Source organism: Aetokthonos hydrillicola CCALA 1050 (assembly GCF_017591665.1).
Lineage (GTDB): Bacteria > Cyanobacteriota > Cyanobacteriia > Cyanobacteriales > Nostocaceae > Aetokthonos > Aetokthonos hydrillicola.
The window spans coordinates 1-14,322 of sequence record NZ_JAAKGC010000121.1 but is presented as its reverse complement, the minus strand read 5'-3'; the positions used below and the strand labels follow the sequence as shown (position 1 = coordinate 14,322).

17 protein-coding genes and 1 pseudogene are annotated in these 14,322 nt (G+C 38.1%); 11 read left to right on the top strand and 7 right to left on the bottom strand.

All coding sequences use genetic code 11. The features are described 5' to 3' along the window. From G4P69_RS32165 to G4P69_RS32150, 4 genes and pseudogenes are all read left to right on the top strand, one after another. Positions 1-433 (top strand): annotated as a pseudogene (locus G4P69_RS32165) (hypothetical protein); the annotation flags it as partial. A 253-nt stretch (positions 434-686) separates the two neighbouring features. Next, positions 687-1,022, top strand: a complete 336-nt coding sequence (locus G4P69_RS32160) for a DUF5674 family protein (RefSeq protein ID WP_243902288.1) — start codon at positions 687-689, stop codon at positions 1,020-1,022. Continuing rightward, positions 1,019-1,375, top strand: coding sequence for a hypothetical protein (locus tag G4P69_RS32155; RefSeq protein ID WP_208340671.1), 357 nt, complete (start codon positions 1,019-1,021; stop codon positions 1,373-1,375). The genes G4P69_RS32160 and G4P69_RS32155 overlap by 4 nt, the downstream gene beginning before the upstream one ends. A gap of 527 nt (positions 1,376-1,902) precedes the next feature. After that, on the top strand, positions 1,903-2,109 hold the full coding sequence (locus G4P69_RS32150; RefSeq protein WP_208340669.1) for a hypothetical protein: 207 nt from the start codon (positions 1,903-1,905) through the stop codon (positions 2,107-2,109). On the opposite strand, the gene G4P69_RS32145 is transcribed toward G4P69_RS32150, so the two are convergent. After that, complete coding sequence (locus G4P69_RS32145) at positions 2,110-4,542, bottom strand: restriction endonuclease (RefSeq protein WP_208340667.1); 2,433 nt, start codon at positions 4,540-4,542, stop codon at positions 2,110-2,112. An 89-nt stretch (positions 4,543-4,631) separates the two neighbouring features. Here G4P69_RS32145 and G4P69_RS32140 point away from each other — a divergent pair, with 89 nt between their 5' ends. The 3 genes from G4P69_RS32140 (at position 4,632) to G4P69_RS32130 (ending at position 6,126) form a co-directional block, all read left to right on the top strand. Beyond that, entirely contained in the window at positions 4,632-4,769 is a 138-nt protein-coding gene (locus G4P69_RS32140; protein WP_208340666.1) for a hypothetical protein, read from the top strand. A gap of 484 nt (positions 4,770-5,253) precedes the next feature. Continuing rightward, the gene (locus G4P69_RS32135; RefSeq protein ID WP_208340665.1) at positions 5,254-5,871 is read left to right on the top strand and encodes a hypothetical protein; all 618 of its coding nucleotides are present in this window, start codon (positions 5,254-5,256) and stop codon (positions 5,869-5,871) included. A 45-nt stretch (positions 5,872-5,916) separates the two neighbouring features. Further along, complete coding sequence (locus tag G4P69_RS32130) at positions 5,917-6,126, top strand: hypothetical protein (protein WP_208340663.1); 210 nt, start codon at positions 5,917-5,919, stop codon at positions 6,124-6,126. A 4-nt stretch (positions 6,127-6,130) separates the two neighbouring features. Here G4P69_RS32130 and G4P69_RS32125 read toward each other — a convergent pair whose 3' ends face one another. The 5 genes from G4P69_RS32125 to G4P69_RS32105 form a co-directional block, all read right to left on the bottom strand. Beyond that, a complete protein-coding gene (locus G4P69_RS32125) occupies positions 6,131-6,436 on the bottom strand; it encodes an HNH endonuclease (protein ID WP_208340661.1) in 306 nt (101 codons plus the stop codon). Between the two features lie 151 nt (positions 6,437-6,587). Further along, on the bottom strand, positions 6,588-7,040 hold the full coding sequence (locus G4P69_RS32120) for an Hsp20/alpha crystallin family protein (protein ID WP_208340692.1): 453 nt from the start codon (positions 7,038-7,040) through the stop codon (positions 6,588-6,590). 458 nt (positions 7,041-7,498) lie between these two features. Further along, entirely contained in the window at positions 7,499-7,996 is a 498-nt protein-coding gene (locus tag G4P69_RS32115; RefSeq protein ID WP_208340658.1) for a hypothetical protein, read from the bottom strand. A gap of 87 nt (positions 7,997-8,083) precedes the next feature. Further along, complete coding sequence (locus tag G4P69_RS32110) at positions 8,084-9,592, bottom strand: 3'-5' exonuclease family protein (RefSeq protein WP_208340656.1); 1,509 nt, start codon at positions 9,590-9,592, stop codon at positions 8,084-8,086. Positions 9,593-9,980: 388 nt separating this feature from the next. Continuing rightward, the gene (locus tag G4P69_RS32105) at positions 9,981-10,304 is read right to left on the bottom strand and encodes a hypothetical protein (protein ID WP_310834416.1); all 324 of its coding nucleotides are present in this window, start codon (positions 10,302-10,304) and stop codon (positions 9,981-9,983) included. A 441-nt stretch (positions 10,305-10,745) separates the two neighbouring features. Here G4P69_RS32105 and G4P69_RS32100 point away from each other — a divergent pair, with 441 nt between their 5' ends. After that, complete coding sequence (locus G4P69_RS32100; RefSeq protein WP_208340650.1) at positions 10,746-11,621, top strand: WD40 repeat domain-containing protein; 876 nt, start codon at positions 10,746-10,748, stop codon at positions 11,619-11,621. A gap of 47 nt (positions 11,622-11,668) precedes the next feature. On the opposite strand, the gene G4P69_RS32095 is transcribed toward G4P69_RS32100, so the two are convergent. Further along, positions 11,669-12,334: a pentapeptide repeat-containing protein gene (locus G4P69_RS32095; RefSeq protein WP_208340644.1), complete on the bottom strand. Its 666-nt coding sequence runs from the start codon at positions 12,332-12,334 to the stop codon at positions 11,669-11,671. A gap of 158 nt (positions 12,335-12,492) precedes the next feature. Here G4P69_RS32095 and G4P69_RS32090 point away from each other — a divergent pair, with 158 nt between their 5' ends. The 3 genes from G4P69_RS32090 to G4P69_RS32080 all read left to right on the top strand — a co-directional run. Then, entirely contained in the window at positions 12,493-13,095 is a 603-nt protein-coding gene (locus tag G4P69_RS32090) for a hypothetical protein (RefSeq protein WP_208340642.1), read from the top strand. Between the two features lie 53 nt (positions 13,096-13,148). Beyond that, positions 13,149-13,565, top strand: coding sequence for an alternative ribosome rescue aminoacyl-tRNA hydrolase ArfB (gene arfB, locus G4P69_RS32085; RefSeq protein WP_208353838.1), 417 nt, complete (start codon positions 13,149-13,151; stop codon positions 13,563-13,565). A 114-nt stretch (positions 13,566-13,679) separates the two neighbouring features. Continuing rightward, positions 13,680-14,322, top strand: a 643-nt coding sequence (locus G4P69_RS32080; protein WP_208353834.1) for a tyrosine-type recombinase/integrase, incomplete at its 3' end; no start/stop codon positions are given.

The window sequence follows — 14,322 nt, the reverse complement described above, 5'->3', positions numbered from 1 at the left end:
CTTGGTTATTCAAGAGGCGGAGGCTGCCAAACGCCCAGTTATAGAGATTCTGGCATTACTAGGGACGGCGGCAAGCCCTAGTAAATTACTAGGGGACATGGGGATAAGACCTGAGTTAAGTGAAGTACTAGGGGATATCGAGATAAGCCCTAGTAAAGAAGCATTAGAGATAGACCCTAGTAATGAAATATCCCCTAGTAAAATGCGGCGGCACAAAGGGGAGGGCAGCGGTAGCATCCACTGGCGTAATATTACTAAAAATGGTAAGGATTACCCGCAGGCTTACTATCACTATGAGGTTTGGGAGGGGGGCGATCGCCTAATTAAATCGTCGCGATACATCCCCAAGCGGTTACTGACAAGGGTACAAGAGCTAGAGCAATATAAAGCACCAGTACGAGAGATTTTGACGTTGTTGGGGATAAACTTATAGTTATTAAATCTAAAAAATCATGACATATAATCTCAAGAATAGCGGATGTTTTCAGAGTTAATTAAATTCTCATCTAGAAAAAAAGCTTTTTAATAGTGTCTTTATTGCCACTAAAAGTTTTAAAATAAAAGCAGTATTTCGCGAGAAATCTTTTTGGTAATAGTTGGAATATTTATACATAAAACAACATAAGCAAAATAAAGCATTCGTCTCGTGAGCGTTTTGTAAAAACTGTAATTGAGGTGTGGGTAAATTGATTTTAATAATTCGCGTTCGTGCGACAAAAGAAGAATTGGATGAAATGCTGCAAATGTGGGGAGTATTTATCAAAATAGTCGTGGATATCGAGCGCGAAATTTTAGCTGGTGGAGCCGAACGTCACTATGAATGCGAACAAGAGTTATTGAAAGATGGCAGCAGACAAAAAGACCTTTGGGGCGCTGATTGGTGTCCTTACACGCGGGAAATAGTTTTTGAGTCAATTATTAATATTCGCCCCAGTCAAAATAATCGTTCTATGATTGTAGAATCCTCTATCATTAAAGATAAAATCACCATTATTACCAAGCGGTTACTAGGAGAGCTATGATGCCCAAATGGAAGGCAATTGAAGCAAGTTTTTTAAATCAATCTTACCCGCAGCAGTTGGGAGAACTGGCTGCTTCTTTAGCGCGTTTAAAATCTTGGAGTCAAAAAAAAGCCAGCCGTGAAATAGTTCCTGTGTTGCTTCAAGAGAACCTACTGTATGTCAATTTGTTACAAAAACAAAACCATGCCAATAATGTTGAATTAACCCAACTGCAAGAATTACTACAAGGTTGGGTAAATCAAGGCGATAAGTTAACCGAAGTTGGAAATCTTGCCGAAATTTCCGCTACTTGGTCCGGGCGTGTGTTGGATATGTCTGGTTTATTGATTGTAGCAGATTCAAAAACCGCTTAACCAAAGTGGTTTTTGTAGGCTTGGGCGATCAGATTGCACCCTCTCTTACGAGGTAAAGGCGGTTGCTGGTGTATTGTGAAGCAGGTGAATGATTTCAGTTGCACAGTGTGACTTGAAGAAGATTTTGGCCAAGTTGTCCAACTTTACCTTCCAAAAATAGATGTCCAATTTTACCTGACAAAAATTCCAAAAAATAACATCAAGGAAAATTAAGGGTTTCAGGCGACGTTCTTGGAAGAGCGATCGCCACTTAGCAATCACCCCTGAGTGTCAATTTAGAACAGGAGGACTTGAAAGGTTGACCACAAGGTAATTTCGGGAAGACTGATTTTTTATGTCCATTTTCTTCTTCCATTTCTGTATTATGTCCATTTTCTTTTTCCAAAATCGCGATTCCTGTATTAGTGCTAAACGAAACTATAAGTATTTCAGCTTATAAGGTGTCCAACTTCTTCTTCCAAAACGTGTCCAAAATCTTGTTCAAGTCACACACAGTTATGAGTTGGGATAGAGAATATACCGTAAGAATGGATCACTTAAAGTCACTTGAGTACTCTGATGCTGATTGTGAAAGGATGAAGGAGGGATGCGATCGCATCACTAGACTATGTACCAGTGGTAGGCTGGAAGATGCAGCAATTAGTGTTCTTAAGCAGTTGGGAGAGGTTAAGCGCCCTTATTTGACACCGTTGGAAGAGAAGCTGTTGGGGCTAGTGGAGCAAGAGTATGGCTAGTTACGTCAAGTAATCGAATAATGTTAATTGTCCAGGATTTACCCTAGATTTAGGTATTCTTTTTTTGTTAAATTCACACTCTAAGGGTTTACCTTTTTGTTTACCTTGTCTCGGATGAATTGGTCGCGCTATTAACCAATTCTGTCTTATTTCAAGTAAACCAGCAAAACAAAACCATGAAAGCATTCTGCTAGTGTAATCTTTTTGAGTTTCAGTTTTTAGGTTTTCTTTAGAAGATAGCTGATTCATTAATCGCTTAAATTCCTCATACCAGAGCCACTGATCTGGTTTAATTCTATTATAAATTTCTGTAACAAGTAAGTGAGATTCTATCTGTTCAGCTAAGTAATCGGCTAGTTCATTATCCGTTAAATTTATAAGATTTATAGGTACTGCAATATTGCCATTTTTTCTATCTACAGAAGCTTGGAAAAAGTTTTTTAAATCCTCAACAGCATTATTGACTGTACTTGGTTTAAGTAGTAATTTTTCCGCTAAACTTTTAGTCGTTGAATCATGGCTTAACATACGAAATACTTTTATTAAAGTTGATATCCTTGTTCTTGGTCTATAATTTATAGCGATGACAGGTAATTTTTTATCTACTAAATATTCACGAAATATGTCCCAATATATTTTGTAATTATTTCCTGTTTCAACAACTAATTTGCTTGACAAAAGACTGTTTACTACCTCATGATTAAATTTGTTACATAATTCCATTTTAGAGATAGGAGAATTAGCAGCAATAAAATTAAGACAATCCTCCTGTTCTAGGGTTTTAATATATCTATTGATATCTCTCTCAAAAATTTCTTTAATATCGAATTTTGTAATAAGTTTTTTATTATTAAAATCTGCTTGGTTTAAATGCTGATTATATATATCGCCACAAATTTTCTTTAACAACCAAGGTATATTTTGGCAATTCTCTATTATCCAATTTCTCATTTTCTGCTGTAAAATAGAACGTTTGCCTTGTTGTATTAAGTATTCATCAAATCTATTTATGAGTGCTTTAGAGTCCTGTTCAGAAAATGGACATTCATTTAAATCAACATCTTTTCTAATGCGTCGTAATTCATGCCAAGCAAAATATGCTTCATTTTTAGCTGGTAAACTAATATCTGTCCTCCAGCAAAATCCTAAAACTACATTCTCTTTTAAAGCGTCAATATCAAAAGCAGACCTTTTAAAGATATCATAGAGATTAAATAAAGAATCTTTGGTCAGAATCTCTTCAAATTGGTCAAAGAATAGTATGATAACTTTACGTGTTTCTTTTAATTTATCTATTACTAGTTGAATTGAATGACTATTAAAAAAAGGCTGCTCAGTGCTTTCAATAATTATTTTATGGTTAGGTAATGGGATGAATCCATCATTCACAGCTTGTTGTAATGCTTTTTTAATTGCACTTGCAACGAAAGAATTAGATTTTTCTGTACTAACGCTAGTAACATCAATATCATATATATAAAAATAATCTTTATACTGTTGATAACATTCATACTTTAATTTTACAATTAAAGATGATTTCCCAACACCCGTACTTCCGGTAAAGCAAACTAATCTTAGGTCTGTTTTATTATCTTGAACATTTTTAATAAATTCCCAAAATTTATTTTGGGCTTGAGATCGTCCAACAAAATCTTCTGGTCGGCATGGACGATGGTAATCATCAAAGCTATCAGCTTGATTTATTCTTGATAATGTAATTTTTTCAATATCTGTTTTGGAATTCAGAATAGATTTATTTTTTAAATCACCTTGTTCTTTACTTAGAAGTATGATATCAAGACCTTTCCAAATTTCATATCTAGAAAAATAAGTCTTCCATTGTTCTTGAGAAAAACTATTGTCTGAAATAGGAATAATAATTGCACGGCAAGGTTCGCCATCTTCTCCTATTTCTTCTGCTACCCAAATAAAATCTTTTTTATGAGTTACTAATAATGTGACTGTACTAACTTGATTAATTCCTATCCCATTGAGATCAGGCAATATAATATTATATGCACCCATAAATATCTCTGTTAACTTTTCGCCTGACCAAACAATTAATTTAATATCTTTATTGTCGAAGTTTTCTATAATAGCTTTGCTTGTTCCAGCAAGTTCTGAAGTTGAAACCAAGTAAGCATATTGATACTTTGTAATTAAAATTTCACCTAATAATTCTTTTACTATTTGAGCATCAATTAAATTTTTTTGAAACTTACATTCTACTAATCCTTTTTCAGAAGTATCTAAATTCTTTAAATAAAGATCAACTTGCATTCCTTCAAATGCAACATTCTGAGTAACCTTCCAGCGAAGACGCTGAAATACTGGAGCCATTAAATCTTCAAAAAAATCACCTTGTTGCTTTTTACTCCAGTCCTGCGCTATAAGTATTTTAAAAGGTTTTTTAATATTTAAAGTATTTATCATTTTTAAATCCTCCTTAATTTTACAAGCAAAGATATGAATTTATAAACTAATTATAGTATGTTAGTACTAACACTAAGGTAAGTCACCTCATGCTACACCACAGCCTTGCTGCACGTGTACCTACAAGAATACTCTCAATTATGTCAACCGATTCTTTTGGCTTCTTAGCGATCGCCATTCTCTTGAAGCAGAAGCGGCGGTTTTGGCAAGAAGACAGCTGTATGTAGCAATGACTCGTGCTCAAGAGCAGTTGCATCTATTTTGTTCCGGGGATGCACCAATTCTTTATGAGTTAAGACAAAGCGAGTGTTTTGAAGTAATTTAGGCTACTGGGCATACCGACGAATCCCAGCCATATAAGAACTGTAAGCGCAGTGTCTTTTAGGCGACCCTTGCGAGAGCTTCGCGTCCCGGAGGGAACTAGCACGGCAGCAAAGCTAATCTCATTAAATAAATGAAGCCTGGCTAAATGTCAAAATCCGTAGGGAACCTTTAACCCCTACTCAAGTCATAGTTGTGGGTATCATATCAAACACCTACGTAGCGTCTTAATAATTCATTCAAGCATTGGCTGAAATCTCCAATGAGCTTTACTTACTCTCAAAACCTTGAGGTTGTTTGTAGCTGATATTTATCAGGGGGCAAAGTATATTTGTGATTTTGTAGAGTAGCAGAGCTATATTTTAAATTTTTCTTTGAAAGAAAATAGATATGGAATTAAAGAGTTTTGATAAGTTTCATCAGCTTCGTAAACTAGATCATGATCTATCCAGCATTGGATTTTGCTCTGAGGTAAGAACAGGCGATATAAATCGATTTGCTAGTAGAATAAGGCTTGCTAAAAACTTCAGAGGAATCAATCTCGAAGGGTATTCGCAGGAGACTAATTCTGGTTATGATGCTTTCTTCCTAGTCTTCTTAACACATTCTGCTTTAGAAGTATTTATGGAGATCAACTCGCTTAAGCTAGATATGCTTACTCCTCTAATGACTCCTTACAACTCAGAAAAAGTTATTCGAGAATTTGTAGAAAAAGATAAACAAGGTCTACTTTACGACTTTCTTTATAAGAAATTAGTTGACAAAAAGCTAAAAGTTAAGTTAAGTGACTGCCGCAGTTATAAAAGTACAAATGTAGCGCACATCTCAGCTTCAATCCGACATATATTTGCTCATGGTCACTTGTGCGCTCATTCTAATGGTATTAACCCAAAAAATGTTTATTCCATCTGTGTGTCAATATCAGAATTTTTACTGAATTTTATGGATGCTGAATTTACAAAAAAGGTAGAAGAGTATTACAAAAAAGTAGATGCCGATATCATATAAATATAGCGATCGCACTCAATAAATCAGCAAGAGTGAGGCATTGACATGGAAACCAAAGGTATTGGCAATGACAATGCCGCCCCATCCTCAAAAACCGACGAGGTAAGAAATGCCCTCACCCAACTTAAAGCCAAAGGGATTAAGGATTGGGAGATTTTAGATATTTGGGCGAAAATTCTTCATGAGCAAGGTGACTATGCTATAGCAGTTACCCTGGAATCCGCTGCTTATGAGTTGGGCAAGCCTGTTGAATAAACAGCTACAATGGCAGTTCTAATTGCCCTGGTGAAGTATTTGAACGCCCTCGCGCTCGACCGTGTAGTGTTATGTGACATATACTACAAAGAGCTATAAGGTTCTCTCTGCGGTTATCTTCTGGGGTGAAATTGGAATGATGAACTGATAGCGTGAGCATTGTCCACTCAGAGCGCGATAGTCCCTTGGGTTTCTCTCCTGGGCGCAGGCACTGTTGTCCACAGTGCTGGCATTTCCATCCAGCAGACTCCTTTACCTGCCGTGCTATATCTTGCCAATTGTCTGCATAACGCTCTCTGTAGATGGGCATTTTTGAGAACAGTTGGTATGTGTACATCCGATAAATTTTACCACTCCGAATTGGAACTAGACCAATAAAAAAGCCCGGTGCATAAAAGCAACCAGGCTAAAACTTAATCAACCAATTACAAACCGTTGAACTAGTTCTCGAATTCAACCAACTACGCAGCAGCTTGCTCTAAGTTAACTTTGACAACTTTGTTCTTTTCTTGGGTACTCTTAGGTAGTGTCAGATTCAAAATGCCATCTTTGTATTCTGCTGTAACGTTGGTATTTTCAATACGAGCAGAGAGAGGAATTACGCGCTGGAATTTACCATAATGGAATTCGCTACGGGTGACACCATTTTCTTCAGTCTTATTTTCAGACTTCCGCTCACCAGTAATAGCAACAGCGTTTTCTGTGACTTGTACATCCAGGTCTTTAGCTTCAATACCTGGTACTTCTAGCTTCAAATGAATAGCATCTGCTGTTTCATGCAGTTCAGCAGCTGGAACACGTGTAAAAGCTCTTTCGCTTACTGTTTCTGGTGTTAAAGCTGAATCAAACAAACGGTTGATTTGACGTTGAAGAGTGTTGAATTCTTGCCAGGGATTGTAACGAATTAACATAATCTATCCTTTCTATAGTCTTGTTTAATTCAGAATTTAATCAGAAAGAATTCAGTACTCAGAATTCAGAATTCAGAATGAAGTCTAAGATTTTGTAGCACTTACAGGGTAGATATGAATCTTTGTCTGTCCTAACTTCAGGAATTCTGTTTTCTGACTCCTTCTTTAATTGCTTGCTTTAATCTCATATTAGTCATTGATAAAAAGGCTGTAAATTCGGTTTTTAGCACAAGTTAAATGATGATTACCGAATTATGTTTTTAGGTGTGGAAGCTTGCTATTTTAGAGTACGGTAAACCCTACAAATTGTAATTTAAAAATATAAGACCATACTGGGAGGAACAGCATGGTCTGTGGTTAGGTATAGTAATTTTTAAGTTAATTTGTTTATCTGTATAGAGATACAACATCCAATTCCAGCATTCCGGAGAGGAGCGAAAACATTTTTGTGTTCCTTTGATCTAGCCTTCTGCATAAGAAACGTAAAGGATTGAGTCTTGATACCAAATATACTTATGATAAAATCCTTCTTTAGAAGTCCAAACAGGTGTGTCTGCTGAAGGAGGCTTCATAAAAGTATTAGGATTGTTCCCAGTATTTAAGTATAATATTTTACTTTTAACGGAATTATTGTCTCTCACCAAGTTTTTGATCACAGCTTCGTAGTAACTCTGTTGTACTTTAACTGCGATTTCCACATGTTTATCAGGAGCGTCATTGATAATTTTATACTTTAAATCTGAGTAGCTACTAGGTAACGGTGCGCCAATCCACTTCTCAATTACTGCAATGGGAGCGGGCTGGCCATCTGTATAAATGTAGTTTTCTCCAAACTTGAGACATCCATTGAGGAAGACCGAGATAATGAGTAAACTAGATAGCAAACTCTTCGCTCCCGAAAGTCCCATCAAACGGTAGTTTTGCAGATAGCTCAAAAAATCATTCCAAATTGTCAACATAGTGATTTCGTTTTCGACCTGGATTAAATGCAACTAGCAGTAAAGAAAACGTACGAATTCTATCCGGGGGTTGCACTCAACTAAGAGTTATGACCGCAATCCTAATTTTTCCAGCCGAGAACGAATCGCACTTGGTTGTCTCTGAAATTCTGCTGCAATTATATTAATTGGAGCATTTTGGCTGTATCGCAATCGCAGTTGCTTGTCTTCTTCACCACTCCAAGGCTCATATGCGCGAGGATATTGTTTCCGAATTTCCTGAATCTTAGTATTGTAAGAAGATTGCTGATGTTGATCCTGTAAACCCAATTTTTTAATTCGGGATCGAATTGCACCTTTTGATCTCTGGAATTCTGCTGCTATTATATTAATTGGAGCTTGTTGGCTATATCGTAAGCGCAGCCGCTCATCCTCCTCACTACTCCAAGGTCTGGCATATAAGTCTCGATGGAGAGGAAACAGTTGAGCTTGGCAATCAATCCGATGATACTTTAACCGTTGAGTTAAGAAAGTAAGCTCTTCGCTTAAAAAATACTTTTTCGATTTAAAGTTGTCAACATACCGAACTATTGTTTCTCGGTATTGAGTATCAAGTTCGTAAAGTTGTCTCAGAGTTTCCAGAATTTCTTTATAACTTATCTTATAGCTTACTTCAGTTTTTACGCATTGTTCAGATGAATTCTCTTCTTCAAGTTCTTCAGGTTCTTCAGAGCCAATAGCACAATCTATTTGATGATAATTTAATCTTTGAATCAAAAAGTTAAGTTCTTCTCTAAAGAAATATCCTCTACTTTTGAAATTGTTAGCATATTGAGTAATTTTTTCTCGATATTCAGTATCACATCTGTATAGTTGTCTTAAAATATCTAGAAACTCTTCATGCACAAGAAAGGAGTGGCTATCAGCTAACAGAAGAGAGGTGAGAAAAGTAAAATCATTTATCTCCGCTACAGATTGATCATCTTGATAGACTTGTGATGGTTCAGTAGGAGTGTAAGAAGGATTCCGGAGCGATATTTCTGATGAGAGATATTTATATTTTTTAGAGGAACCCTGGTGCGAATCGACTATTTGGAGCAAGTGGTGATGCACTTGAGCAAGATAAATAACGTCCCTTCTAGCGTAGAGTAACTGTTTGGGATTAAGAGGTCTGTATCCCCAGTCACTTGTCCCTTGTTCTGTGTCCACATCAGAAGCATGACAAAGCTCTACTGCCAATGTTTTCAGTTTAAAGTTAGTAACATTTAAGACATCATTCATCTGTCGAGCTATCTTAAGAGTGCAGGTGATATTTTTAGCTTGATCCTTACCAAGTAAACGAAGATCCGCAGGGGCATTATGAAAAATCTTCTCAATGGTTGAATTAGCAATAATCTGCTCACTAAATAACTTTATTACATCGGGTTTATTCAAAACATCAAAAATTAATACATGGTCTTCACTTGGACTAGTTGTATCACTTAAAACCTGTATGAGAGAAAGCCGACGGGCGTGCGTCCTCCAATCAGCTATCTCTGTATCAATCCAGAGCTTAGAAGAAGTTGTCAATTCACTGATTGCATAGAGGATATCAGCAGAGTTAGTCAAATATGACATTGAAAAACCTCTTTTTTCTGATACTTACATATAAAAATTTATCAGATATCTCAAAGATTGCGATTACTGTCCTTGGGCATCTTTGTGACTTGTTAATAGTACAATTGTTCTATAATTGTGGACTTTTTTAGTTAAATAAGGTAGGAGGCACAAATGATCGCCGGTCTAACACATATCAGCAACAGCTAGAATTGTTGGACACCCATCCAATGTTTACTGGCAGGTGTCCTCAGTGTGGTGATGAATTTGAGCGGGACTACACAGCCCGCGTGCATTGGGATTGCGAGTGTGGGTGGGTTGATGGTGCGGTGTAGGGCGATCTGCCGTAGGCGGCAGCGCTTCGCTATCGCTCTCCTCACTATCACATCTTTTTAAAGAATACGAAGTGCTAAGAATTATGCAACTTTATTAACACGGGAGTTAGATTTTCTCTTAATCCAGCCAATTCAACAGCATTACGTCCAAATTCATAAGCAAACTCAATGGATTCTCCAGCCCCCAATGCAGCATAAAAACCAACGGCAAATTCGATGCTCGCTTTATCACCGATCGCCTGCTTCATACCAACAACGTAGGGGATGTGTTGTGCGATCGCACCCGCTTGCACCTCAGAATAACATGCATTCAGCACAACACACTCTATCGTGTTAGCGAATAACTTGAATAGGTGAGCGATCGCGCATCGCTCCCCCGAACTGTACGTCCACACCACATGGATTGTATGGGGTTAATTATGAAGAGGTGGTGGCAGAGTGTGGATTAGCAGATGTCCTAGGGCGGTCATTTTGATAATAAAAGTAACAAAGTAAGAAGCATTTTGAACAATAGTAAAAATACTGAAATTGAGTATACCGAAATATATAGAAAAAGGGTGTTTTGTAAACATTCGTCAACTTCCACCTAAAAAAATTAATACCCCAGATTCATCTATATGTAGCAATTATTACTCACCTCTAAATACTAACCTCCTAATACCAACCCGATTAGTACAAAACAAACATGTTTCTAAGTAAAAAATACTTAGTTATACCCAGGGTTTTTATACAAAAAAAACTATGTTGCAGTTTTCTGTATTGACAATTACCCACTCCTTGCTGAGAGAATAATGCCAAGACAAAAACACCATTATTTCGTCATCTACCTGGAGAGTAATATGTCTAATAATTTTTTAGTGCGCCAAATTTTAAAAGCTGGCGGTAACTTTTTTGTTGGCGCATCAATAGCAATAGCAACGTCATTTCCTATTGTCTTAACTTCTGTTCCGGCTTTGTCTGATACTGTTACAGATATTACATCAGAGCCACTTAGTACGCTCCAATACCTAACTCGAATCAACAAAACTCCTCAAAAGATTGCGTTTACTGCTACAGGGGAATGGGTTATTTTTAGCAATAATACTTCTTATGTTAATTGGAGTAATAATTTTCCACAAATAATTTATAATCAATTGAAGTCTTTAGTTCAGCAAAACATCTATATAAACACTATTGCGTTCACACCTGATGGGCAAAGTGCAATACTTGTTTATGGCGTTAATAACAACTTTTTTATGCCTTTTGGGAAAGGATTTCCATCACTTTTTTATTATCATCTGGCGCAGGCACGACAATCACAAAGAGCTATAAAAACTATTGCATTCACACCTAATGGAGGGTGGATCATTCTTGCTGGTAATAATGATATTTATCAAAGTGAAAATATTCCTCTAGATCTTCTCAACGCACTTTACGATTATCGTAGACAAAACTTAATTATCAACGATATTGCATTCACATCTAATGGAGGGTGGGTTATTCTAGCTGGCCGAGATCTCGCTCTAGGGGCTAATCTTCCTCCAGCAGCTTCTAACGCACTTATAGAGTTGGCTCGCCCTGGTAAGGCTTTCGAGAGTATAGCTTTTACCTCTGACAATAGATTTGTGCTGTTCTTGACAAATGAGTTGCCTTATCCGGGAATCTCATGCTTGGCATCTGCATCTATACTAAAGTCTGCAACTACTCTACCGCCATCTTATCGAGATTGCCGATAAGGGGTAAAAGTAGCGAGGATGCTGTTGGCGAAATATTTCGTTATATTTTAAAATGAATCAGCATCGGTTAAATCAGCACTACGAAAGCTTGTTCCTCTAAAAGCTGCAAAAGCAATAGCGATGCTGCTAATCAAGGCATGTTTTGGATCTCCCTTCAATACACGCCAACTTGTATATGTACTAAATAATACTACGGCTACGGCAACTGCGAAGGTTACGTATAAGAACACGTCTCTGGCTACGGGATTGTATCCTCCGGCTTCACCAAGGGCTACGATTGCGGCTCCGAAGAAGGCTCCGACTCCGACTCCGACTCCGACGAAGGCTCCGGCTCCAGCTCCTAAACCTGCTTGTATTCCTTGACGAATTATAACGAAAAAGAATCCAAATATTATAACTATAACAGTCCAGCCTACAATTTGATACGCTATTTGATCATTTGGTTGCTTCATCAATACTAGCAACGCTATCAAAGCGTTAGCAAAAGCTGCAAGAAATCCTGCTAGACCCATTAGCACCCACGAAACAAGCACTAACAAAATTGCCCACCGCCGTTGCAATCCTGCTTTAGCATGACTGAAATTTGCGCCCCTTAGATTAGCACCGCTAAAATCAGCGCTCCTGATATCTGAACTGCTAAAGTTCGCCCCTTCAAGGTTCTTACCTCTAAAATTTCGCCCTCTAAGATTCTGCCCGGAGTAATCTGCTGGCATAGCTGTTGTCAGGTAAACTGCTAGATATTAATACAAATCCTGTCAACGATTTTCCAGTTTTTCATAGAAAAATACAATCAGCCCCACGTATGACAAAAGACGTAAATTAGAGTATTGTTTCTGTTGATAGCAATAGCGCTATCACAAATGATATCAACATGCCCCAAAACAAGCCTCTAAGCAAGAAAAAGACCCCTCCTAGTGAAATGCTCCGCGTGCCTACCCCCCTCATTGAAGCAGTCAAGGAGCTATCACGACTACACAGGCTAGGGCATACAAATGCTGTGCTTCAAGGCTTGCAAGAATTGATATCAGCGATTGATAGCAGTAATGATATCGATTTTGGGACTAATAATGAAGCTATTAAACAGCTAGCTTTAAGGCTAGAAAGGCTAGAATCCCGTGACAAAAATGATAGCGATGTTGAATCGGTATTAAAATCAGTGACCAACTTGGAACAAAAGCTAGAAGGAATCGCAACAAGGCTGGGACAAATGGAAGGTGCGATTTCAATCCTTGGACAGCGCCAAGTTTCAACCCCCACAAGACGGCAAGCTTTCAACTACCACCCACCACAGCTTGAGCTTCAACCATTCACCGAAGAAAATCTAGCCAAAAGACTAGCAGCAACTGCCGAAACTATACGTAATTACCGGGAAACCAAAAGTCCCAAAGAATTCGAGTCCTGGTGTCGCCAGCGCGACCCCGGCGGTGTGGCGTGGCGCTACCAAAAAGATGGGCTTTATCATCCCATCAAATAAAAACAACCGTCGAACTGCATCTGCTTGAACCAATGGACGTTATAATATAAGTGATGCTACAAATTTCCAACACAGTCCAAATCCCAGAGCGCGAGATCGAAATTACTGCGGTTCGCTCCAGTGGTGCTGGAGGTCAAAACGTGAATAAGGTTTCCACTGCCATCCACTTACGCTTTGACATTGGGGCTTCATCACTACCTGATTTTTACAAAGAGCAATTGTTAAAGTTAAACGACCGACGCATCACCCAAGATGGGGTCATTGTTATCAAGTCCCAAGAACACCGCACTCAAGAGCAAAACAGATCTGAGGCGTTGTCTAGACTTCAAGAACTGATAAAAAGCGTCACCGTACTGAAGATAAAACGTAAGCCAACCAAACCATCTCGCAGTTCCCAAAGAAAACGTCTTGATAGCAAAAACAAGCGGGGGCAGATTAAGTCTATCAGAAGGCAGGTTACGGATGAATAGCGATCGCAACCGCAGCGCTGCCCTAAGAGTGCAATCGCGCATCAAAGTATGCTCCCCTCACAGCTAGGAGTATGCTAAATTAACTATCGAAAATTAATTTTTTCGATAATTGAAATGCTGGCACAAACAGACAATCCCTTTGATATACCAGATGACCGTAATCTCTTATCAGAATGGCTAGCTAGTAAGCGCAATAAGGGGACACGCCGGGAGTATAGTAAGGAATTAAGAAAATTCTTCCTGTACGTGTGCGATCGCCAATTAACACCTGCTTTAGTGATGCAATTTTTGCAGATGGAGAGGTTTAGTGCTGCTACCCTGGTATTGCGTTACAAAGCTGAATTAATCGACAAGGAGTTAAAAGAAGCGAGCGTGAATCGTTCGATTGCAGCAATCAAGTCACTGGTGAACTATGCTTACTCCGTGGGACAATGTAGTTGGACTTTAGCCGATATCAAAAGTGAAAAAGTTGAACCTTACCGAGATACAACAGGTATTGGGAAAGAAGCATTCAAAAAAATGTTGGCTATACCAGATAGGGAAACATTAAAAGGTAAGCGGGATTATGCTCTGTTGAGATTATTGTGGGCAAATGCGCTTCGGCGGGAGGAAGTCTCTGGGTGTAATATCGAAGATTTCGATCAAGATGCCCAGACTTTAAATATCTTGGGTAAAGGAAGAGGATCTCAAAAGGAAAATATTGATTTACAGCCCAAAACTTGTCAAGCGCTCCAAGATTGGTTATTGGCAAGGAAAG